Here is a 23,720-nt window from a genome sequence, read left to right on the forward strand (position 1 = left end):
TGGCTTTGGGCATAATTTTGGATCAGAGATTTTTCATATTTTCCGCTTCTAACTCGCGGAAATATTTAACAGTTTTGACTTTCAGTTCCATGGTGGACGGTTCGTCACATACCATAACGGCTTTCGCGTGCAATTGCAGGCAACTGATGGTCCACATATGGTTGATATTACCTTCAACTGCCGCTTCCAGCGCCTGCGCTTTCGCATGGCCGGTCACCAGAATCATCACTTCTTCTGCGTCCAGCAACGTGCCCACGCCAACGGTCAGGGCGTATTTTGGCACCTGAGAGACATCGTTGTCGAAGAAACGTGAGTTCGCGATACGGGTTTCATGGGTCAGGGTTTTGATACGCGTACGGGAAGCCAGAGAAGAGGCTGGTTCGTTGAATGCGATATGACCGTCATTACCCACGCCGCCCATAAACAGGTGAATTTTGCCGTAAGACTTAATTTTCGCTTCGTACTGGCGGCATTCTTCGTTGACGTCTGGTGCATTACCATTCAGCAGATTGATGTTTTCGCGTGGAATATCAACGTGGTCAAAGAAGTTTTTGTACATAAACGTATGGTAGCTCTCAGGGTGTTCCTGCGGCAGACCGACATATTCGTCCATGTTGAAGGTCACTACGTTCTTAAAGCTAACCTGGCCTGCTTTATGCATGGCGATTAAATGTTTGTAAGCTTCGAGCGGCGTACCACCGGTTGGTAAGCCCAGAACAAAAGGGCGGTCAGCAGTGGGTTTAAATGCGTTGATGCGTTCAACAATATGACGTGCAGCCCATTTGCCAACTTCAGTGGGGGTGTTTAATGGAATAAGTCTCATCAGATACCTCTTAGTTTCAGAATATTGAATATAATGTGTCTGTCCTCCGCAGAAGTGCTAGCGCGGGACAATAAGTCAGAAAGCAGTTTTGGGTTCAGGGCGGTCTTGTTAAGCGTAAACCACCGCAACGGTTTATGACTGGCACAATACCGTCTGGATTTTTTTAATGATAAAATAAGTTTGGTGTATTGACCAGTGAAATGGCATGTTATGACCTCTTTTTGGTGACAAATCTCACAAAAAGAGAGGTTTTAATTTGCGATACGAAATAATATTTTTACACTCGCAATTGCAGTTGGTTAAATCGGAACGGTAAATGTAAAAGGTAGTAAACATACTAATTAAACTACTTTGGTGATTCGCTTACGGGCGAGTAGGGGGAATGTTGAATATACTGAGTTATTTACAAAAGATTGGCCGGGCATTAATGGTGCCCGTTGCTACGTTGCCAGCCGCCGCAATCCTCATGGGCGTCGGTTACTGGATCGACCCTGTGGGTTGGGGGGGAGACAATGCGCTGGCGGCATTTTTCATTAAATCTGGCTCCGCCATTATTGAAAACATGTCCGTACTGTTTGCGATCGGTGTGGCGTATGGCATGTCCAAAGACAAAGACGGTGCAGCTGCACTGACGGGTTTTGTCGGTTTCCTGGTGCTGACCACGCTGTGTTCGCCTGCAGCCGTGTCCATGATTCAGAAGATCCCGTTAGACCAGGTGCCGGCGGCATTTGGTAAAATCAATAACCAGTTTGTCGGTATCTTAGTCGGTATCATTTCTGCTGAGTTGTACAACCGTTTCAGCCACGTCGAGTTGCCGAAAGCGCTGTCATTCTTCAGTGGTCGTCGTCTGGTTCCGATCCTGACTTCTTTCCTGATGATCATCGTTGCCTTCATCCTGATGTATGTATGGCCTCTGATTTTCAACGGTCTGGTGACCTTCGGTGAGCATATCCAGCAACTGGGTTCTGCCGGTGCCGGTATCTATGCCTTCTTCAACCGTTTACTGATCCCGGTCGGTCTGCATCATGCACTGAACTCCGTGTTCTGGTTTGATGTTGCAGGTATTAACGATATCCCTAACTTCCTCGGTGGTCAGGAATCTATCCAGTCAGGTAAAGCGGTGGTGGGTATCACCGGTCGTTATCAGGCAGGTTTCTTCCCGATCATGATGTTTGGTCTTCCGGGCGCGGCACTGGCGATTTACCACTGCGCACGTCCTGAAAACAAAGCAAAAGTTGCTGGTATCATGCTGGCTGCTGCTTTCGCTTCCTTCTTTACCGGTATCACCGAACCGCTGGAATTCTCCTTCATGTTCGTTGCGCCGGTGTTGTATGTGATTCACGCCGTACTGACCGGGATTTCGGTCTTCATCGCAGCAAGCATGCACTGGATTGCCGGTTTCGGCTTCAGCGCAGGTTTGGTGGATATGGTGCTGTCTTCCCGTAACCCGCTGGCGACTCACTGGTACATGCTGATCCCTCAGGGTCTGGTGTTCTTCGTGATTTACTATGTGGTGTTCCGTTTCACCATCCAGAAATTCAACCTGCTGACCCCGGGACGTGAACTGGCAGTGGCCGGTGACGAAGCGGACGGTTACGACGTTGATGTGGAATCTGCTGGCAACAAAGGTGATGAAACCGTTGCTCTGGCACGTCGTTATATCAGTGCCATCGGCGGTTCAGAAAACCTGACCGGCATTGATGCCTGTATCACCCGTCTGCGCCTGAACGTGAAAGACTCCGCACTGGTCAACGACGGACTGGCGAAACGTCTGGGCGCTTCAGGAGTTATCCGTCTGAATAAACAAAGCGTGCAGGTGATTGTCGGTACCCGTGCCGAAATCATTGCCGGTGCGATGCGTACCGCACTGAATGCAGGCCCGATTGCTGCGGCTACCGTGACTCCGGCTGCGCCAGTGTCTGAAATCAAACCTCAGGCAGTGCCAAACAGCGTGAAAACGGTAGTGGAAACTTTAGTGTCTCCGGTTACCGGTGACATTGTGGCGCTGGATCAGGTGCCTGATGAAGCCTTTGCCAGCAAAGCGGTGGGTGATGGTGTTGCCATCCGTCCTACCGATAAAATCGTTGTGTCGCCGGCTGCGGGCACGGTGGTGAAAATCTTCAATACCAATCATGCGTTCTGCCTGGAAACGACTTCCGGTGCTGAAATCGTGGTGCATATGGGGATTGATACTGTTGCACTGAACGGCCAGGGCTTTACCCGCCTGGTTGAAGAAGGGACAACAGTCACTGCCGGTCAGCCTGTACTGGAACTGGATCTGGATTATCTGAATGCCAATGCGCGCTCAATGATCAGCCCGGTAGTCGTCAGCAATATTGATGATTATACCGGTGTGACGTCACTGGCCAGCGGTTCAGTGGTTGCCGGTCAAACGAAACTGTTCGATATCCAGGGCAAATAACCCTGCGGATGACGTAACAGGTCGACGTAGTGACAGCGGGAAGAGAGCGATCTCTTCCCGCTTTTTATTGTCTGAGGACAGAGGCAGCAGAGATAACCACGATTTAATGCAACTAACGGTTGTTTCCCGGCGTGGCTTGTTGGAACATAAGCGGTTATCCGTAGAGTCAATGTTGCGTAGAGGAATTGCACAATGAGTGAGGCTGAAGCCCGCCCAACAAATTTTATCCGTCAGATTATTGATGAAGATCTGGCGACCGGGAAACACAATACCGTTCACACCCGTTTCCCACCTGAGCCTAATGGTTATCTGCACATCGGTCATGCGAAATCTATCTGCCTGAATTTCGGCATCGCGCAAGACTATCAGGGCCAGTGTAATCTGCGTTTTGACGATACCAACCCGGCAAAAGAAGACATCGAATTCGTTGAGTCAATCAAACGCGACGTCCAGTGGTTAGGTTTCGACTGGAGCGGCGATATTCATTACTCCTCGGACTATTTTGATCAACTGCATGCTTATGCGCTTGAACTGATCAACAAAGGTCTGGCGTATGTTGATGAACTGTCTCCTGACCAGATCCGTGAATATCGCGGCTCCCTGACGTCGCCGGGTAAAAACAGCCCGTACCGCGATCGCACCGTGGAAGAGAACATTGCGTTATTTGAAAAAATGCGTAACGGTGAGTTCGCCGAAGGCGCTGCGTGTCTGCGTGCAAAAATCGATATGGCCTCGCCATTCTTTGTGATGCGTGATCCGGTTCTGTACCGTATTAAATTCGCAGAACATCACCAGACCGGTAAAAAATGGTGCATCTATCCGATGTACGATTTCACCCACTGCATTTCCGATGCGCTGGAAGGGATCACCCATTCGCTGTGTACGCTGGAATTCCAGGATAACCGTCGTCTGTACGACTGGGTTCTGGATAATATTTCTATTCCATGCCACCCGCGTCAGTACGAATTCTCCCGTCTGAATCTCGAATACTCCATCATGTCCAAGCGCAAGCTGAACCTGCTGGTGACCGAGAAGATTGTTGAAGGCTGGGATGACCCGCGCATGCCGACCGTTTCAGGTCTGCGTCGCCGGGGCTATACCGCGGCATCTATCCGTGAATTCTGCCGTCGTATCGGCGTTACCAAGCAGGATAACAACGTTGAAATGATGGCGCTGGAATCTTGCATCCGTGACGATCTCAACGAGAACGCACCGCGCGCCATGGCGGTTATCAATCCGGTTAAAGTGATCATTGAAAACTTTACCGGTGATGATGTGCAGATGGTGAAGATGCCGAATCATCCGGGCAAACCGGAAATGGGCACCCGCGAAGTGCCGTTTACCCGTGAGATTTACATCGATCAGGCTGATTTCCGCGAAGAAGCCAACAAGCAGTACAAGCGTCTGGTGTTGGGCAAAGAAGTGCGCCTGCGTAATGCGTATGTGATCAAAGCAGAACGTATCGAGAAAGACGAGGAAGGGAATATCACCACTATCTTCTGTTCTTACGATATCGACACGCTGAGCAAAGATCCTGCCGATGGCCGCAAGGTGAAAGGCGTGATCCACTGGGTGTCCGCGTCTGAAGGCAAACCGGCTGAGTTCCGCCTGTATGACCGTCTGTTCAGCGTCGCAAACCCGGGCCAGGCGGAAGACTTCCTGACCACCATCAACCCGGATTCCCTGGTGATTTCCCACGGTTTCGTGGAGCCATCACTGGTGGCTGCACAGGCTGAAATCAGCCTGCAGTTTGAGCGTGAAGGTTACTTCTGTGCCGACAATCGCTACTCAAGTGCTGAACATCTGGTGTTTAACCGTACCGTTGGCCTGCGTGATACCTGGGAAAGCAAACCCGTCGCGTAAGCCCTCAGTATGAGGTAATAAAAACGCAGTTCAGGCTGCGTTTTTTTTCGCCTGTTATTCTTGTCAGAGATGCCTTTTGTTTTTCGTCGCGAATTAATGTATTTCCTATGCTTACTTTTAAAACGTTGTGCCACAGCCGTTCATATTGCTGAAACGTTTAAACTGTAAGATGATTTTGTTTAATCGTATGTTTTAATTATATATTATTATAGTCCATTGCTTTAATCCTTTCCTGCATACCTCTGTAATGCTTTTTCATCTTTATGTGCACTTTGTCATATTTCGATAATTAATGATTAATTACTCATTGATAATTCGCGTCGCGAAAAATACTCTTGATGTTGATTTAACCGGTTACGCCTCTGGCGACCGCTTTTTATACCCGTTTGGGTTTTGCTCGTTTTTTTAGTCAACATGAGGAATCTCTATGCACAAGCGCCGTAACAGGGGCAGGGGATCGGCTTACCTGAAACCTGCCATGTATTCTCTCGCCGGCACCTTACTGGGTGGCGGAATGATGTTTTCACAAGAGACCAAAGCAGCCGGTTTTATTGATGATTCCACACTGACCGGCGGTGTGTACTACTGGCAGCGTGAACGTGACCGCAAGGACATGGATCCGGCGAGTGACCACTACAAAGACTATACAACCAACCTTTCGCATTCTACCGCTAACCTGAACCTCGATTTTTCTTCCGGCTATGCCTGGGACATGTTTGGTATTGATATCGCAGCCTTTACGGCGATTGAAATGGCCGAGAGCAGCGAGAGCGGCCATCCCAACGAAATCGCCTTTTCCAACAGCAATCGCGCCTACGACGAAGATTACTCCGGGGATAAAAGTGGGGTCAGTCTTTATAAGGCAGCCGGTAAATTCAAATACGGCGGATTCTGGGGGCACGCAGGGTATATTCAGCCTACCGGACAGACGCTGATCGCACCGCACTGGAGCTTTATGCCGGGTACGTATCGCGGTGCGGAAGCCGGTTATAAACACGATTTCGGTGACCCGGGTGAACTGAGTTTCTCCTATATGTGGGCTGATGAATATAAATCGCCGTGGCATCTGGAAATGGATGATTTCCGCCAGAATGACAAGAAAACCGGCGTTTCTTATATTCATTCGCTCGGTGCGAAATATGATTTTAAAAATGACTTCGTACTGGAAGGCGCATTTGGCCAGGCTGAAAGTTATGTCGATCAGTACTTTGCTAAAGCCTCGTACAAAATGGATCTGCTGGGCAATCCGCTGACCACCAGCTATCAGTTCTATGGTGCAGAAGACCGCATCAGTGACAAGAATGATCCGAACAGTCTGTATGACGGTCTGGCATGGTTGCAGGCACTGACCTTTGGCTATACCACCGGGCAGTTTAACTGGCGTCTGGAAGGGACGATGGTGAAAGCGGAAGGGAATCAGGGCTACTTCCTGCAGCGCATGACCCCGACTTATTCTTCCTCAAACGGCCGTCTTGATGTGTGGTGGGACAACCGCTCGGACTTCAACGCCAACGGTGAAAAAGCAGTATATGCAGGCGTATTGTATGATCTGGCGAAATGGGATTTACCGGGCTTCGCGGTCGGTGGTTCGTACGTCTATGCCTGGGATGCCAAACCGAGCACCAACGCCGCTTATGACCAGAGCCAGCGTCTGAAAGAAAGCGCATGGAGCCTGGATGCGCTGTACACCATTCAGGAAGGGCGCGCCAAAGGGACGTTGTTCAAACTGCATTACACCCAGTACGACAACCATTCGGATATTCCGAGCTGGGGCGGCGGTTACGGCAACATTTTCCAGGATGAAAAAGACGTGAAATTCATCGTTATCGCTCCATTCACTATTTTCTGAGGTCGCTATGTCGATGAATAAATTACTGATGATCGTGGTTTCGGTTGTTCTGCTGGCCGGTTGTGCACCCACCGCCGATCAGGCACAAATATCCCAAACGCGGGAAGATTACCGTGCCTGTATCAATACGTCAGAAGGCAATCCGGACAAACTGGCATCCTGCGAGGTGTTACTGAATAAACTGAAACAGGAAAAAGCCCACCAGCAATTTGCAGAACAGGAGACGGTGCGCGTGGTGGATTATCAGCGATGTCTGACGGCGCGTAAAACTGGCGACGGTCAGGCATATGCTGCTGATTGCGGGAAAATCTGGCAGGAAATAAAAACGAACAATTCACCTAAGCCGTGAATCTCAGCAGCGAAACATACCCCGGCTTGCCGGGGTTTTTTATGCCTGCTATCCGGGCTCAATCTGCGTCGATATCAGACATAAAAAAACCGCTTTTCAGCGGTTAATTTAGTCAAAGCCTGTGCAGATTACTGCGCAGGTTTATCGTTGTGCAAAGAGTCATCTTCGCGGCAATCGCCTGCTTCACAGTGGCCGTACAGATACAGGCTGTGGTTGGTGAGCTTGATACCGTGTTTCTTAGCAATCTCACGCTGACGACCTTCAATATATTCGTCACGGAATTCGATCACACGACCGCAATCCAGACAGATCAGGTGGTCGTGGTGATGTTGCTGGGTCAGTTCGAATACGGACTTGCCGCCTTCGAAGTTATGACGGGTGACAATACCGGCGTCGTCAAACTGGTTCAGAACGCGGTAAACCGTCGCCAGGCCAATTTCTTCACCCATATCAATCAGTTGCTTGTAAAGATCTTCCGCACTAACGTGATGACCTTCCGGCGCTTGCAGCACTTCCAGGATTTTGAGGCGCGGAAGCGTGACTTTTAAGCCGGCTTTCTTCAGTGCGGTGTTGTTGTCAGTCATGCGGATTCAGTCCTGTTACTATGTGCTAATCAAGTTGAGGCATGCAGCCTGTGGCATCGGCGGCACAAAATTATTCGTTTAGTCTCTTCGTTTAACGCAATGTGCCAATTCTCGTCAACGACAGCCTGTTAATAAAGATCACAAATTGCCGGTCACATTTGGAATGCAACGACTTGATCAATAGAAAAAACAGAGGAACTCAGTGTACCTTGATACGACCGAAAGTTACAATTTTGTAGCAGTTAAATTGTTAATTTCAGTAATAGTTTGGCCCTTCAATTGTAGAATAAATCCTCAGGGCCAACAGGGTTTTTAGCCAATAATTTCAGAAAGGCTAAGTTCTTCTGTGATCTGTTTCACCCAGGCATCAACACGTTCGCTGGTCAGTTCGGGCTGACGATCTTCGTCAATTGCCAGTCCTATGAAGTGCTTATCATCCGCCAGGCCTTTAGATGCTTCAAAGTGGTAACCTTCGGTAGGCCAATGTCCGACAATCACTGCGCCGCGTGGCTCAATGATATCGCGCACGGTGCCCAGCGCATCGCAGAAATATTCGGCGTAGTCTTCCTGGTCACCGCAACCAAACAGTGCCACCAGCTTACCTTCGAAATCTATCTCTTCCAGCGTTGGGAAAAAGTCGTCCCAGTCACACTGCGCTTCACCGTAATACCAGGTTGGAATGCCGATAAGCAAAATATCGAATTTTTCCAGATCCTCTTTGCTGCTCTTCGCAATGTCATGCACCTCTGCAACATCTTTACCCAATTGCTTCTGGATCATTTTTGCGATGTTTTCGGTGTTACCTGTATCGGATCCAAAGAAGATACCTACAACGGCCATAAGATTACCTAACCTCTTGTTCTCAATGAAGTGCTCTGCAACGCAGGCAATAATAATGCAGATGATAGCAAACTCGTGCGGCGGAGAATATGCTTCTGCTCGCCTTCTTAACTGGGAAATAAGTTTATCGGGCAATATTTTTATGTGTTATCGCCTTTGTGTGCTTTCACCTGCGGCGAATTAACCTCAGGGTTAATGAGGTCAAAAGCAAGTTTGAGAAATAAGTTGTCACAATACTAAATTTCGAGAACATTCCGCCGATAGATGATTCGGGAGCAATCTCAACATAATAAAGAAATCGATGCCCGGAGAGGTGTTCAAACATGTCCTGGGGCACTTGCCTGCTGGTTACCTGTCTTGATTCTCCGCATCCCCGTCAATCCTCAGGCCAGAAACAGACATGTTTCGAGAGAGGCATATCGTGCAGTTTTTAAAAAATATCACCATCAGGGCCGCTTTATTAACCATTCTTGGCATCTTTTGCGTCATGTGGGCAGGTGTTTCCCTTTACACCGTCACCTCACTGGACACACTGACCCAAAATACCAAAAATAGTACCGAGCTGGTCAACAATATGGCGCTGATCAATAAAGGAAATGATCAGTATTTTCGTACCGTGACGCGCCTGAGCCGCGCCGTGGCACAGCTTCAGGCCGATCCGTCAAAAGGTCCGGAAATTTTTGATACCGCCAAACAATCACTCAGCGGGCTGACGCAGGCTCTGGCCAGTTTTAAAGCGGCACCGCATCCGGGGCTGGAAGATTCCTCCGTGCAGGAATTAATCACCAGTTGGGAAAATCTGATCACGCAGGGCGTCACGCCATTGTTCGACGCAGCCCGCAGCAAAAATACGGAGTCCTATAACCAGCTAGCCAATTCCACCGTGCCTGCACTGAGCCGCAGCTTTGGCTCATCAATGGAAAAAGTCAGCGGTCAGATCGCTGTCGATTTTGATGCGGCACAACGGCAATCCACCCATCTGACGTCATTTAGCAAAGTGATTCTGCTGACGGCATTTGGTATCGGGCTGGTGATTTTATTGCTGACTGACCGTTATCTGGTGATGGCGCTGGTGAAGCCGCTGGATAAAATCCGCGGTCACTTCGCGGTGATCGCCAGCGGCGATCTGACGTTTTATCTGGAAGAATTCGGTAAAAACTGCGCCGGTAAGCTGATTCCGTTGCTGAACGAGATGCAGTTGAGCCTGGTCAATACCGTTCAGACCATCCGCAACTGCACCAATCACATCTATCAGGGCGCGTCAGAAATTTCAGCCGGGAACAACGATTTGTCTTCCCGTACGGAAGAACAGGCGTCGGCGCTGGAAGAAACCGCTGCCAGCATGGAAGAACTGACGGCTACCGTTAAACACAATGCCGATAACGCGCATCACGCCAGCCAGCTGGTGATGGAGGCTTCCACCACCGCGCAGAAGGGCGGCAACATCGTGGCAGACGTGGTCAGCACCATGAAAGATATCTCCGGCAGCTCGAAGAAAATTGCTGAAATCACTTCTGTGATTAACAGCATCGCTTTCCAGACCAACATTCTGGCGCTGAATGCTGCCGTCGAAGCGGCACGTGCGGGCGAGCAGGGGCGCGGTTTTGCAGTGGTTGCCAGCGAAGTGCGCAATCTTGCACAACGCAGTGCGCAGGCGGCGAAAGAAATCGAGCAGCTCATCAGCGAATCGGTTTCCCGCGTCGACAGCGGTTCGAAATTGGTTGAAAACGCCGGTCATACGATGAATGAAGTGGTGCGCTCAATTACGCATGTCACTGACATCATGGCGGAAATTGCCTCTGCATCCGATGAGCAAAGCAAAGGAATCAGTCAGGTGGCGGTTGCCGTCACAGAAATGGACAGCGTCACACAGCAGAACGCCGCGCTGGTAGAACAGGCGTCGCAGGCTGCAGTATCACTGGAAGAGCAGGCTTCATTGCTGAACAATGCCGTTGCTACGTTCAAACTTAAAGATAGCGTGACGAGCGTCGGTTCACGTCCGGGGAAGTCAATTTCCGCACCGTTATTGCGTCCGGATACCAGCATGCTTTCGGCGAAAAGTGCTGAAAACTGGGAAACGTTCTGAGCAGGAAGACGTGAATTAATATGGAATAAGTAAGAAAAAACAAACGGGTAGCCTGAGAGGGTTACCCGCTTTTCAATCAGCCTTCATGACCGTTAAGATGCGACAGCAGCATCTCTTCAATCAATTCGCTACGACTGATATTGCGTTCTTCTGCCAGCTTATTGAGCATATCAACAGCATCGGCATTCATTTTCAGCTCCACACGACGCAGGCCGCTCGCTTTATCGCGGCGTAACTGGTTGCGCTTATTGATCCTGAGCTGTTCATCACGGGATAGCGGATTTGTTTTTGGACGCCCCGGACGACGGTCATCTGCGAACAGATCAATCGTCGTGCGATCCAGTTGTTCTTTTGCCATAGGTAGCGGTACAACCAGGGAAGTTTTTACATCGGAAAACCGCAAGCCGGTTCCTGACGAGCGTTTCACACATTTCGGGCTAAGAAACCCTGACCCAATTCACCTCCCGCGACTCACTGTGAGTAAACGGGGCGGCAAAATTATAGCGCGCAATCATACACTGGCGCACCAGGGGTTCACAACGCCTGATTACCCTGATTTCATGATAACTTCTTAAGTTGTGCAGACTTTTTGCACAATTTATCCCCAGGATGTTAAACCTCAGGCCGCATCGATGAAACGGTGCACCGCGCGCAGTACTGCATCGGGTTTTTCCGCGTGCACCCAATGACCGGCTCCCGCCACCACATGCGCTTTGGCCTGCGGAAATTGTCGGGCAATCGCGTCGCGATATTCATCCTGCACATACGGCGATAGCCCGCCACGGATAAACAGCGCCGGGTGATCCCACGGAGGCACGTCTTCCCAGCCGGTAATAGTTTCGTATTCACTGAGCAGCACCGGCACGTTAAAGCGCCATTCTCCCTGCTGGAATGATTTGAGCAGGAACTGGATCACGCCGTCTTCCTTTATATACGTGCGCATACATTCGGTAGCGGAGGTACGGTCGCGGAGTCCTGCCTCGGTCACGGCATTAATCGCCGCAAAAATCTCATCATGGCGACGCACGTGATAATCCACCGGCGCGACATCAATGGCGATCAACTTTTCGATACGGTCGGGGATCAGTGCCGTCAACGCCATCGCCGCTTTCCCACCCATTGAATGGCCGATCACAATGACTTTTTGGAAACCAACAGCTTCCAGCGTTTCCACTAAATCCTGCGCCATGGCGGCGTAAGACATTTCATCAGAACGTCCTGACTGGCCGTGATTACGCAAATCCACCTGTAACACGTTATGCTGTTGTCTCAGGTCCCGGGCCAGAATGCCCAGATTATCAAGGGTGCCGAACAATCCGTGGATGAGCAAAACCGGCAGTGCAGTGCTGTCAGCGACTTCAGATTCTTGCAGGCGATAATGTAATTTCATAGAGAAGTTCATACAGATAAACAATCTCATTAGGTTATCATGACTTGCGGATAATTTTTTAAAACAGAAAGTTTCTGCCAGATGCCTGAGCGGGATTTGACTACCAGGAGCAGAACGGGCCGGAGCCTGCATGCAGCAAAATCGGGAAGTTGTCTGGATTTTACTTCGCGGCGCAATTCCTCTGTTTGTTACTGCGTAGAAATTTGTATAATCCTTTCGAATGAATTAAGTAGAAAAACAGTACTGGATAAAGATGAAAACTATTGAGGTTGACGAAGAACTCTACCGCTACATTGCCAGCCACACGCAAGCAATCGGTGAAAGTGCGTCTGATATTTTACGCCGTATGTTGAAGTTTACTGCCGGTCAGACCGCTCCTGCCGTACCAGTGACCACTTCTGTTATCGCCGGAACTGTCGCGCAGGAAAAACCTGCCGCCGCCGCCGCACCGACGTCGCGTGATAAAGTCCGCGCCGTTCGTGAACTGTTGCTGTCCGACGAATACGCAGAACAGACTAAAGCGGTTAACCGTTTTATGCTGATCCTCTCGACCTTGTATACCCTGAACCCTAAAGAATTTGCGACGGCGACCGACTCTCTGACCGGGCGCACGCGGACTTACTTTGCCGGTGACCAGCAAACCTTGCTGCAAAACGGCATTCATACCAAGCCTAAACACGTTCCCGGAACGCCGTATTGGGTTATTACGAATACCAACACAGGTCGTAAACGCAGCATGATTGAACACATCATGCAGCTCATGCAGTTCCCGACGGAACTGACTGACAAAGTTTGCGGCACCCTTTAATTTCAGCGTAAGGGAGAAGCGCCAGTGGCTAATCACCCCCGTGCAGGGCAACCTGCTCAGCAAAGCGATTTGATCAATGTGGCGCAGTTAACGTCACAGTACTACGTTCTGCAACCGGATCCGGCAAACACGGCGCATGCTGTGAAATTCGGCACGTCCGGCCATCGCGGTAGCGCGTTGCGTCACAGCTTTAATGAAGCGCATATTCTGGCGATTGCTCAGGCGATTGCCGAAGTGCGTAAAGAGCAGGGCACCACCGGGCCATGCTACGTGGGTAAAGACACGCACGCGTTGTCTGAACCGGCGTTTATTTCCGTGCTGGAAGTGCTGACCGCCAATGGCGTTGATGTCATTGTTCAGGAAAACAACGGGTTTACGCCGACACCGGCTGTGTCTCACGCCATTCTGACGCATAACCGTAACGGCGGCGCGCTGGCGGATGGCATCGTCATCACGCCTTCGCACAACCCACCGGAAGATGGCGGCATCAAATATAACCCGACCAACGGCGGTCCGGCGGATACCAACCTGACCTCCGTGATTGAGAAACGTGCTAACGCATTGCTGGCCGCGAAACTGACAGGTGTGAAACGTCAGTCTCTGGATCTGGCGTGGAAAAGTGGTCATCTGACAGCGAAAGATTTGGTTCAGCCGTTTATCGAAGGGCTGACCGACATCGTTGATATGGCTGCGATTCAGAAAGCGGGTCTGAAACTGGGTGTGGATCCCCTCGGCGGTTCCGGTATCGAATACTGGAAACGCATCGCGGAGCATTACAAACTGGATCTGACGCTGGTGAACGATGAAGTCGATCAGACTTTCCGTTTCATGCATCTCGACCACGACGGCGTGATCCGTATGGACTGCTCGTCCGAATCCGCAATGGCGGGTCTGCTGGCGCTGCGTGATAAATTCGATCTGGCCTTTGCTAATGATCCTGACTATGACCGTCACGGTATCGTGACGCCTGCGGGTCTGATGAACCCGAACCATTATCTGGCGGTGGCGATTCAGTATCTGTTCCAGCACCGTCCGCAGTGGGGCAAAGACGTTGCCGTCGGTAAAACGCTGGTCTCAAGTGCGATGATCGACCGCGTGGTGGAAGATTTGGGCCGTAAACTGGTGGAAGTGCCGGTTGGTTTCAAATGGTTCGTTGATGGTTTGTTTGACGGCAGCTTCGGTTTTGGTGGCGAAGAAAGTGCAGGGGCTTCTTTCCTGCGTTTCGACGGCACGCCGTGGTCTACCGACAAAGACGGCATCATCATGTGCCTGCTGGCGGCGGAAATTACTGCCGTTACCGGTAAGAACCCGCAGGAACATTACAATGAGCTGGCTGCCCGCTTTGGCGCACCAAGCTACAACCGTATTCAGGCACCTGCGACTCATGCGCAGAAAGCCGCGTTGTCTAAACTTTCTCCTGAACAGGTGAAAGCCGACACGCTGGCCGGTGACCCGATCACCGCCCGTCTGACCAACGCACCGGGCAACGGCGCGTCCATCGGCGGCCTGAAAGTGATGACCAAAAACGGCTGGTTCGCGGCCCGTCCGTCCGGTACAGAAGAAGCTTACAAGATTTATTGTGAAAGCTTCCTCGGTGCTGAACACCGTGAGCAAATCGAGAAAGAAGCGGTAGAAATCGTCAGCAAAGTGCTTGCCGACGCTAAATAAGCCGTTCTCTGCTTCTCATCAAAGGCGCTGATTATTCAGCGCTTTTTTTTTGTCCATTTTTTGCCGGAAGTTCAGACATCAAAAAGAGTTATCTAAATGCGTTTTTCGGCTTGCCAGTTTCTGAAAACCGATCTAGTTTAGATATATCGAAATAATTCGATATATCTAAATGGGACATAAATTATGTTTAGCAAAATGTTTGAAGGCCGCCATCGCGGTCACGGTAGCCGGGAAGAAGGGCATCGCGGCCATTGCCGTCATGAATCAGAACGCAGTGATCACAGCGAGCGTCACATGTTACGCCGTGATGGCCGTCATCGTGGAGAAGACCGGGGTGAGGAAGGGCGTGAACATCGCGGGCGTGGCGATGGTCGTCGGGGTGGTCGTGGCGAGCGCGGTGTACATCGTCTGTTCGAACACGGTGATTTACGCCGCGTCCTGCTGGCGCTGGTGGCGAAAAAACCGAGCCATGGTTATGAGTTGATCAAAGCGATTGAAGAGGCATCGTCAGGTCTTTACGTACCAAGCCCTGGCGTGATTTATCCGACGCTGACGCTGCTGGAAGAGCAGGATTTCCTCGAGCCTGTCGCCACCGGTAATGGCCGGAAAAGTTATCAGATCACCGAAGCCGGTAAAGTGGAACTGGCGCAACATCAGGCGGTGGTTGATGTGATTTTTGCCCGTCTGGCTGGCGCGCAGCGTCCGCGTGAAAACAACCTGGCAGAGGGCATTCATGAGTCGATGCACCGCCTGAGGCATGCACTGCGCGGTAACATGATGCGTGCGGATTTAACGCCGGAACAGGTGGTGCGGGTGAGTGCGATTTTGCAGCAGGCTGCAGAAAGTCTGGAAGCCGAATTTGCCGAAACCAAACCGCAGACTGACGAACCTAAGGCATAAAGCGATAGCCCACGCCGGTTTCGGTCAGTAAATGACGTGGCCGGGTGGCGTCGGCTTCCAGTTTCTGGCGCAAATGCCCCATGTAGATGCGCAGATAATGGCTGTGTTCGACGTAATTCGGGCCCCATACGTGGCTCAGTAACTGACGCTGAGTAATGACTTTGCCGCTGTTCGCCAGCAGTTCGGCCAGCAGACGAAACTCAATCGGCGTCAGATGACAGTCATCACCGTTACGCTGTACGCGCCGGTTGATCAAATCTACCGTCACATCAGAAAACGTCACCAGCGGGCTTTCCTGCGCGCTGCCCGTATGGCGGCGCAGGGCCACACGAACCCGCGCCAGCAGTTCACCGACGCCAAACGGCTTGGTGAGAAAATCATCGGCACCGGCATCCAGCGCGGCAATTTTGTCTTCCTCACGGGTGCGTGCCGACAGCACAATAATCGGGATGGCGCTCCAGTGGCGCAAATCACGAATATAGGTCAGGCCGTCACCGTCTGGTAAACCGAGGTCGAGAATAACCAGATCCGGTTTACGTGTGCCGGCCTCAATCAGCCCGCGTTGCAGTGTTTCACTTTCAAACACCCGCAGGCCTTCCGCCTCCAGTGCCGTACGCACAAAGCGGCGGATCTCTTTTTCGTCTTCAACAATTAAAATATTTATCGGGGATGCGCTCACGATACCTCGTCGATGTCTGATTCCATGTCACTTTCCATCTCCGGCGATGCCTCGAGCGGCAGCCTGAAACGAAAACGCGCACCGCCGTTCGGGCCATTTTCCGCCCAGATCCGTCCGTCGTGCACCTCAATAATGGCACGACAAATCGCTAATCCCAACCCCACACCCGGAATGGCGGATTCTTTATTACCGCGGGCGAATTTTTCGAAAATGGTGTGCTCGGCGCCAGCCGGAATACCAGGGCCGTTATCCCAGACTTCCATCTCCAGCCATTCATCCAGCGGCGTGGCTTTAATGCCAATTGTCGCACCGGTTCCGGCATATTTATGGGCATTTTCCAGCAAATTGATCAGCACCCGTTCAATCAGGCTGGCATCGCAGTTAACCAACACCATTTCCTTCGGCAAATCAATTTCGATGTTGTCGTGCGCCAGTACGGGTTCGAGCATCCGCAATGCGCTGCCGGTGATTTCTTCCACTGACTGCCACTCTTTGCGCAAATTAAATCCGCCGGACTGAATGCGCGCCATATCCAGCAGATTATTCACCAGCCGCGTGGTGCTCAGCACCTGCTGGCGGATCTGGCTGGCCTGCGGTGCGTGTTTCGAGCCTTCTGATGCCAGATCCAGCGTGAGGATTTCCGCCTGCCCGAAAAGCACCGTCAGTGGGGTACGTAAATCGTGGGAAAGCGCTGAAAGCAGCGAGTTGCGCAGTTGTTCGCGTTCGGTTTCCAGCCGTGCCGTTTCCGCGCGGGCAGCCAGATGCAGACGTTCGAGCGCATTGGCAATCAGCACGGTAAAGGTCTGCAACAGACGCTGCTGTTCAGGCACTAACAGCTGACGGATATTCGGCGGTTCGACCGCCAGCAGGCCGCGTGATTCGCCGGATGCAATCAGCGGCAGAAGCTGGTACGGCACGCCAGGCAGGGTATCCGTGCCCGCACCGGCTGGCAATTTTTTGTCGAAACTCCAGCGGGCGATAGCGTCATCCACCACAATCGAGGTGATTTCACCCGCAGGCTGCGCCAGTTCACCGTTCTCCTGCGGCAGCAAAATGGCCGTTTTGGCATTCAGACTGGAAGAAATAAAGTGGCGGCTGGTCTGTGCGATGGCTTCCGGCGTCAGCGACTGACTCAGCCCTTTGGACATTTCATACAGATGCTGCGCACGCTTTTCACGGTGACGGGCGATACGCGCCTGATAACGCACCCCTGCTGTCAGGTTCCCGATCAGTATGCCGACAGTCAGCATCACGCCGAAAGTCACCAGATATTGCGCGTCAGTCACCGCCAGCGAGCCACGGGGTTGCACGAAAAACAGATCAAAGCTGATGACGTTAATCACCGCCGCCAGCACCGACGGCCAGCGGCCATAAAACAGCGCGACAATCACCACGCCGAGCAGATACACCATGACCAGATTGGCCTGATCGAACGTCGGCACCAGCCATTGCGACATCACGGTGATCACCGCGCACAGCGCCACGGCCAGCGCACAGCCCCACAACTGGCGACTGAAGCGATCAGCAAACGTGCGCGAGTCCTGCTCTTTGCGCAGGGGCGTGACCGGTGCATCTTCCAGCCCGACGACGATTAAATCGAGATCGGGCGCGATTTCCGCCAGCTTATCAGCAAAACTGGCGCTGAATTTCCAGCGCTTTTCACGGCGTCTGCCGGTCATGATTTTGCCCAAACGATGTTCGCGGGCGTAACGCAAAATCGCCTGTTCCTCCTGCGGATCGGAGAGCGTGGCAGTTTCTGCCCCCAGTTCCTGCGCCAGTTTCAGGGAACGCAAAATGGCGCGACGCTGACCTTCAGGCAAACGGTGCAGACGCGGGGTTTCGACATACACCGCGTGCCAGACGCAACCGAGGCGCGCTGCCAGGCGGGAGGCGACGCGGACTAATTTCTCATTGCCGCCACCGTGACCGATACACAGCAACAGCGCATCGCGGGTATGCCAGACACGGCTGATGCCCTGATCATCGCGATATTCGCGCATCTGATCGTCCACCCGGTCGGCGGTACGACGCAGGGACAGCTCGCGCAGGGCAATCAGATTGCCTTTGCGGAAGAAGTGTTCGATGGCGCGTTCGGCCTGACCGGGAATATAAACTTTGCCTTCTTTCAGGCGCTGACGCAGGGAGTCGGGGGGTAAATCCACCAGTACGACTTCGCTGGCGCCATCAAACAGGCGGTCGGGAACCGTTTCACGAATAATGATGCCGGTGACGCCGCTGACCACATCGTTCAGGCTTTCCAGATGCTGAACGTTCACGGTGGTAAATACGTCGATACCGGCATCGAGTAACTCTTCGACATCCTGCCAGCGTTTCGGATGGCGCGAACCGGCAGCATTACTGTGCGCCAGTTCGTCCATCAGGATCAGGGCAGGGCGGCGGGCCAGCGCAGCATCGAGGTCAAACTCCTGCACCTGACGTCCGCGGTGTTGAATGCGTTTCGGCGGTAACAGAGAAAGCCCCGGCAACAGCGCCTGTGTTTCCTGCCTGCCGTGGGTTTCCACCACGCCAACCAGCACGTCGAGGCCGGTGGCGCGCAGGCGCTGCGCCTCCTGCAACATGGCAAAAGTTTTACCGACGCCCGCGCAGGCACCGAAAAAGACTTTCAGTTGCCCGCGTGGCTTCTCGTTGGCGAGCGCCAGCAGGCTGTCGGGATCGGGGCGATCTTCTGTCATATCATCCTGTGAGGTTGGTTAATGGGTTTTCAGTTCATCCAGCGCCTGATTCAGGCCGAGCACATTAACGACGTCGGGGCCAAGGTAACCAATCAGCGGTGATGATGTATTATCATCAATCAATTTATTCACTTGCGCCAGTGGCAGCCCGCGTGCGGCAGCAATGCGCGGAGCCTGCCATTGTGCCGCTTCCACTGAAATCTGCGGATCCAGTCCGCTGCCGCTGCTGGTCACCAGATCCACCGGCACCGTTGCCGGGCTTTGCGGATTGGCTTTGCGCAGCGCTGCCACGCGGTCTTTCACTGCCTGATCCAGCGCCGGGTTACTGGCCGCCAGATTACTCCCTGCCGACGCCATCGGGTTATACGGCGAATCGGAGGTGACGGACGGACGGCCCCAGAAGTAATCATTACGGGTAAAATTCTGCCCGATCAGTTCTGAGCCAATCACTTTATTGCCGCTGTCTTTAATCAGCGAACCCATCGCCTGCGGGCGAAATACCAGCTCTGAAACGCCGGTGGTCAGCAGTGGATAAACGACGCCGGTTGCCAGCGTCAGCAGAACTGTCATCACCAGAGCCGGACGCACATAGGACATTCTTGTAACGGACATAATGGTCTTCCTTAAAAATCAGCTCAGATGTAAAACGGTCAGGATCACGTCTATCAGCTTGATACCCACAAACGGCACCAGCAGCCCGCCCGCACCATAAATCCACAGGTTACGGCGCAACAGGGCGGCGGCACTCATGGCTTTATAGCTCACCCCTTTCAGCGCCAGCGGGATCAGGAACACAATCACCAGGGCGTTGAAAATGACCGCCGACATAATGGCCGAAGACGGCGACGTCAGGTGCATGACGTTCAGCGCATTGAGTTGCGGATAGGTTGCCGCGAACGCCGCCGGGATAATGGCGAAATACTTCGCCACGTCGTTGGCAATACTGAAGGTGGTCAGCGAGCCGCGTGTCATCAGCATTTGTTTACCGATATGCACCACTTCAATCAGCTTGGTCGGGTTGGAGTCGAGATCGACCATGTTCCCGGCTTCCTTCGCTGCCTGCGTCCCGGAGTTCATCGCCACCGCGACATCGGCCTGTGCCAGCGCCGGCGCATCGTTGGTACCGTCGCCGGTCATCGCCACCAGACGACCTTCTGACTGATACTGACGAATCAATGCCAGTTTGGCTTCCGGTGTGGCTTCCGCCAGAAAATCATCCACGCCCGCTTCGGCGGCAATCGCGGCGGCGGTCAGGCGGTTATCCCCGGTGATCATCACCGTTTTAATGCCCATTTTGCGCAGCTCGGCAAAGCGTTCCTTGATACCGCCTTTGACAATATCTTTCAGCTCAACCACGCCCAGTACTTTAGCGCCTTCTGCTACCACCAGCGGCGTGCCGCCTTTACGCGCCACGGTTTCCACCAGCCCCTCGACGGCTTTCGGGAAGGTACCGCCGTTGGATTCCACATGGCGACGGATAGCGTCAACCGCCCCTTTACGGATGCTGCGGTCACCGACGTTGACGCCGCTCATGCGGGTTTGCGCGGAGAAGGGCACGAAGGTTGCATTCAGCGAATGAATATCGCGTTCACGCAGGTTAAAGCGCTGCTTCGCCAGCACCACAATACTGCGGCCTTCCGGCGTTTCATCAGCCAGAGAGGATAACTGCGCGGCATCGGCCAGTTCCTGTTCCGTCACCTGCGGCGCGGGCAGGAACTGCGATGCCTGGCGGTTACCGAGCGTGATGGTGCCGGTTTTATCCAGCAGCAGCACATCCACGTCACCGGCGGCTTCCACCGCACGGCCGCTGGTGGCGATGACGTTCGCTTCCAGCATGCGGCTCATACCCGCCACGCCAATCGCCGACAGCAAACCGCCGATGGTGGTCGGGATCAGACACACCAGCAGGGCGACCAGCACGGTGACAGTCACCGGAATACCAGCGTGACTGGCGTCAACACTGAACAGCGAGAACGGATACAGCGTGGCGGTAGCCAGCACGAACACCAGCGTCAGCGCCACCAGCAAAATCGTCAGCGCCACTTCGTTTGGCGTTTTGCGGCGTTTCGCACCTTCGACCATCGCAATCATACGGTCGAGGAAGGTATCGCCTGGGTTCGCCGAACATTCGACCACCAGCCAGTCTGACAAGACGCGCGTCCCGCCGGTGACCGAGGAGAAGTCGCCGCCGGATTCGCGGATCACCGGCGCAGATTCACCGGTAATGGCGCTTTCATCCACCGACGCACCGCCGATCAGCACTTCACCGTCGCATGGCACGGTATCGCCTGCTTCGATCAGCACGTAATCGCCTTTGCGCAGGGTATCGGCGGCGACTTTAATCACCGGCGATTCAGGGCGTGGTTCGTAGATTTTTTTCGCCCAACTGGTTTTCTGCACGCCTTTCAGGCTCTGCGCCTGCGCCTTGCTGCGGCCTTCCGCCAGTGCTTCGGCGAAGTTGGCGAACAGCACGGTAAACCACAGCCACAGCGACACGCTGCCGGTAAAAGCCGCGCTGCCGTCGGTCCGGTGCAGCAGAATTGCCAGCCAGATCAGTGTGGTCAGAATGCTGCCCAGATACACCACGAACATCACCGGATTGCGCCACTGAACACGGGGATCCAGTTTTTTCACCGAATCCAGCAGGGCAGTGCGGATCAGACGGGGTTCAAATAACGCACGTTGTTTACGACTCATCTTTTTAGTCTCTATATTCATCAGTTCAACGAGTTACGCAGCATTACTGTGCTGACCAGACCTGCAAATGTTCTGCCACCGGTCCCAGCGCCAGCGCCGGAATAAAGGTCAGTGCACCGACTAACAACACGGTACCGACCAGCAGACCGATGAACAGCGGGCCGGATGTCGGCAACGTGCCGTTGCCTGCCTGCTGGCGTTTTTTCATCACCAGAGAACCGGCAATCGCCAGCACCGGAATGATGACGCCGAAGCGGCCGAAGAACATACAGGCTGCCAGCAACAGGTTGTAGAACGGTGTATTGACGCTCAGCCCGGCAAACGCACTGCCGTTGTTATTGGCGGCGGAAGACACCGCATACAGCACTTCACTGAATCCGTGCGCGCCGGGGTTTAAAATGCCTGCGCGACCGGCGTCGGTGACCAGCGCCAGTGCCGTGCCGAGCAGCACCAGCGTCGGTGTCACCAGGATTGCCAGCGCGGTCATCTTCATATCGTAAACGTCGATTTTCTTACCGAGATATTCCGGTGTACGGCCAATCATCAGCCCGGCGATAAACACCGTCAGCAGTACAAACAGCAGCATGCCGTACAGACCGGAACCCACGCCGCCGAACACCACTTCGCCAATCTGCATCAGCCACATCGGCACCATACCGCCGAGTGCCGTAAAGGAATCGTGCATGGCGTTGACCGCACCGCACGAGGCCGCCGTAGTGACGACGGCGTACAGGCTGGAGGCCAGAATGCCGAAGCGGCTTTCCTTACCTTCCATATTAAAATTGCTGCTGGCACCAAGTGCTATGAAGTGCGGATTGCCTTTAAGCTCGGCGTACATCACTACCACGACCGACACCACGAAAATCACCGACATCGCCCAGACCAGCGCGTGCCCCTGACGGTTATCGCCGACCACGCGGCCAAAAGCGAAGCACAAGGCACAAGGGATAATGAAGATCGCCAGCATCTGCACCATGTTGGTCAGTGCGGTCGGGTTCTCAAACGGATGGGCAGAGTTAGCACCAAAGAAGCCACCGCCGTTGGTGCCGAGCATTTTGATCGCTTCCTGCGAAGCCACCGGCCCCATAGGTAAGGTCTGTTGCAGGCCTTCCAGTGTGGTGATGTGCTGGTACGCTTCGAAGTTTTGCAGTACACCCTGACTGACGAAAAACAGTGCCAGCAGGAAAGCCACCGGCAGCAGCAGATACAGTGTGATGCGCCATAAATCCGTCCAGGCATTGCCGATGGTGTGTGCTGAAGGGCGTGCAAAGGCGCGGATCAGGGCAAACGCCACGGCGATACCGGTCGCTGCGGAGAGGAAGTTTTGCACAGTCAGCCCGACCATCTGGCTGAGATAGCTCAACGTGCTTTCGCCGCTGTAAGCCTGCCAGTTGGTGTTGGTCACGAAACTCACTGCGGTATTAAAGGCCAGATCCCATGACAATCCGCCGAAATGCTGCGGGTTCATCGGCAATACGCCTTGCGCCATCAGCAGCGCCATCAGCACGATAATGCCCAGAATGTTAAATACCATGATCGCCAGTGCATACTGCCACCAGTTCATTTCAGCATTGCTGCTGCCAGACGTGCGTAAAACACCGTTTTCTATGCGCTGAATAAATGCGCCGGGCTGTCCTTCAATCAGTTGAGCAATAAAGTTACCCAGTGGTTTTGCCAGCAGCAAAAGCACCAGCATAAAACTGGCAATCAGTAAGAATCCGGTTGCAGCCATTTAAAAATCCTCCGCATTCAGCAGGGCATAAACCAGATAGCCGAGCAGCAGAAGAACCAGTAATGCGCCGCAGATTACGCCAACACTCACAATCCACCTCCACAGGTGTGTTTTTATGTTGTGGCGAGAATAAGGAAAGGCGGGAAAAGATCCTGAAAAGAAAGCGTTCCTGCGTGTAAAAAAAGTATAAAAATTCCTTCGTCCTTAAAGCCACAGCGGCGTTACCTGCGCTCACTAACCCGAATCACTGACCTGAGTCCGCTCATCGGGATGCTTTCGCCTGCTGCCTTGCTGTTACTCCAATGACTTAGGAATTGGTGGTTAACCTGGGTTACGT

General features: G+C 53.0%; 19 protein-coding genes. 8 read left to right on the forward strand and 11 right to left on the reverse strand.

Translation table 11 applies throughout. The features are described from left to right. Positions 1-22 precede the first annotated feature (22 nt). Complete coding sequence (gene nagB, locus LC431_RS02985; protein ID WP_013576474.1) at positions 23-823, reverse strand: glucosamine-6-phosphate deaminase; 801 nt, start codon at positions 821-823, stop codon at positions 23-25. Between the two features lie 385 nt (positions 824-1,208). Between nagB and nagE the strand changes: the two genes are divergently transcribed. The 4 genes from nagE to chiQ all read left to right on the forward strand — a co-directional run bounded on the left by nagE (position 1,209) and on the right by chiQ (position 7,306). Next, positions 1,209-3,245: an N-acetylglucosamine-specific PTS transporter subunit IIBC gene (gene nagE / locus LC431_RS02990; protein WP_015690264.1), complete on the forward strand. Its 2,037-nt coding sequence runs from the start codon at positions 1,209-1,211 to the stop codon at positions 3,243-3,245. Positions 3,246-3,437: 192 nt separating this feature from the next. Next, positions 3,438-5,108: a glutamine--tRNA ligase gene (glnS, locus tag LC431_RS02995; RefSeq protein WP_015690263.1), complete on the forward strand. Its 1,671-nt coding sequence runs from the start codon at positions 3,438-3,440 to the stop codon at positions 5,106-5,108. 478 nt (positions 5,109-5,586) lie between these two features. Next, complete coding sequence (locus LC431_RS03000) at positions 5,587-6,957, forward strand: OprD family outer membrane porin (RefSeq protein ID WP_223509244.1); 1,371 nt, start codon at positions 5,587-5,589, stop codon at positions 6,955-6,957. Positions 6,958-6,970: 13 nt separating this feature from the next. Further along, entirely contained in the window at positions 6,971-7,306 is a 336-nt protein-coding gene (chiQ, locus tag LC431_RS03005; RefSeq protein ID WP_165497401.1) for a ChiQ/YbfN family lipoprotein, read from the forward strand. Between the two features lie 128 nt (positions 7,307-7,434). On the opposite strand, the gene fur is transcribed toward chiQ, so the two are convergent. Together fur and fldA are read right to left on the reverse strand one after the other, a co-directional pair. Beyond that, positions 7,435-7,890 carry a ferric iron uptake transcriptional regulator gene (gene fur, locus LC431_RS03010; RefSeq protein ID WP_013576469.1) on the reverse strand — a complete coding sequence of 152 codons (456 nt, stop codon included), beginning with the start codon at positions 7,888-7,890 and terminating at the stop codon, positions 7,435-7,437. A gap of 312 nt (positions 7,891-8,202) precedes the next feature. Next, entirely contained in the window at positions 8,203-8,730 is a 528-nt protein-coding gene (gene fldA, locus LC431_RS03015) for a flavodoxin FldA (RefSeq protein ID WP_013576468.1), read from the reverse strand. A 421-nt stretch (positions 8,731-9,151) separates the two neighbouring features. On the opposite strand from fldA, the gene LC431_RS03020 reads away from it, so the two are divergent. Then, on the forward strand, positions 9,152-10,816 hold the full coding sequence (locus LC431_RS03020; RefSeq protein WP_223509245.1) for a methyl-accepting chemotaxis protein: 1,665 nt from the start codon (positions 9,152-9,154) through the stop codon (positions 10,814-10,816). A 76-nt stretch (positions 10,817-10,892) separates the two neighbouring features. Here the strand turns inward: LC431_RS03020 and ybfE are convergent, their stop codons facing one another. Beyond that, positions 10,893-11,174 (reverse strand): LexA regulated protein, encoded by a 282-nt coding sequence (gene ybfE / locus LC431_RS03025; RefSeq protein ID WP_015690259.1) that lies wholly within the window; start codon positions 11,172-11,174, stop codon positions 10,893-10,895. Between the two features lie 261 nt (positions 11,175-11,435). After that, on the reverse strand, positions 11,436-12,218 hold the full coding sequence (gene ybfF, locus LC431_RS03030; protein WP_131638939.1) for an esterase: 783 nt from the start codon (positions 12,216-12,218) through the stop codon (positions 11,436-11,438). Positions 12,219-12,459: 241 nt separating this feature from the next. Here ybfF and seqA point away from each other — a divergent pair, with 241 nt between their 5' ends. The 3 genes from seqA to LC431_RS03045 all read left to right on the forward strand — a co-directional run bounded on the left by seqA (position 12,460) and on the right by LC431_RS03045 (position 15,582). Then, a complete protein-coding gene (gene seqA, locus LC431_RS03035; protein ID WP_037037064.1) occupies positions 12,460-13,014 on the forward strand; it encodes a replication initiation negative regulator SeqA in 555 nt (184 codons plus the stop codon). 24 nt (positions 13,015-13,038) lie between these two features. Continuing rightward, entirely contained in the window at positions 13,039-14,682 is a 1,644-nt protein-coding gene (gene pgm / locus LC431_RS03040; protein WP_013576463.1) for a phosphoglucomutase (alpha-D-glucose-1,6-bisphosphate-dependent), read from the forward strand. A 183-nt stretch (positions 14,683-14,865) separates the two neighbouring features. After that, a complete protein-coding gene (locus tag LC431_RS03045) occupies positions 14,866-15,582 on the forward strand; it encodes a PadR family transcriptional regulator (protein WP_013576462.1) in 717 nt (238 codons plus the stop codon). Here LC431_RS03045 and kdpE read toward each other — a convergent pair. The 6 genes from kdpE to LC431_RS03075 are packed head-to-tail and all read right to left on the reverse strand — an operon-like array spanning position 15,572 to position 23,473. Then, positions 15,572-16,261, reverse strand: coding sequence for a two-component system response regulator KdpE (gene kdpE, locus LC431_RS03050; protein WP_013576461.1), 690 nt, complete (start codon positions 16,259-16,261; stop codon positions 15,572-15,574). The genes LC431_RS03045 and kdpE overlap by 11 nt on opposite strands. Next, positions 16,258-18,954, reverse strand: a complete 2,697-nt coding sequence (gene kdpD / locus LC431_RS03055) for a two-component system sensor histidine kinase KdpD (protein WP_037037073.1) — start codon at positions 18,952-18,954, stop codon at positions 16,258-16,260. Before kdpD ends, kdpE begins: the two co-directional genes overlap by 4 nt. A gap of 18 nt (positions 18,955-18,972) precedes the next feature. Beyond that, a complete protein-coding gene (gene kdpC, locus LC431_RS03060) occupies positions 18,973-19,551 on the reverse strand; it encodes a potassium-transporting ATPase subunit KdpC (RefSeq protein ID WP_173362110.1) in 579 nt (192 codons plus the stop codon). Positions 19,552-19,584: 33 nt separating this feature from the next. After that, positions 19,585-21,651, reverse strand: coding sequence for a potassium-transporting ATPase subunit KdpB (gene kdpB / locus LC431_RS03065; RefSeq protein ID WP_013576458.1), 2,067 nt, complete (start codon positions 21,649-21,651; stop codon positions 19,585-19,587). Positions 21,652-21,694: 43 nt separating this feature from the next. After that, positions 21,695-23,383 (reverse strand): potassium-transporting ATPase subunit KdpA, encoded by a 1,689-nt coding sequence (gene kdpA, locus LC431_RS03070; protein WP_013576457.1) that lies wholly within the window; start codon positions 23,381-23,383, stop codon positions 21,695-21,697. Continuing rightward, complete coding sequence (locus tag LC431_RS03075; RefSeq protein WP_071823630.1) at positions 23,384-23,473, reverse strand: K(+)-transporting ATPase subunit F; 90 nt, start codon at positions 23,471-23,473, stop codon at positions 23,384-23,386. Positions 23,474-23,720 lie beyond the last annotated feature (247 nt).

The organism is Rahnella sp. GSA61A, assembly GCF_019969905.1.
Taxonomy (GTDB): domain Bacteria; phylum Pseudomonadota; class Gammaproteobacteria; order Enterobacterales; family Enterobacteriaceae; genus Rahnella; species Rahnella aceris.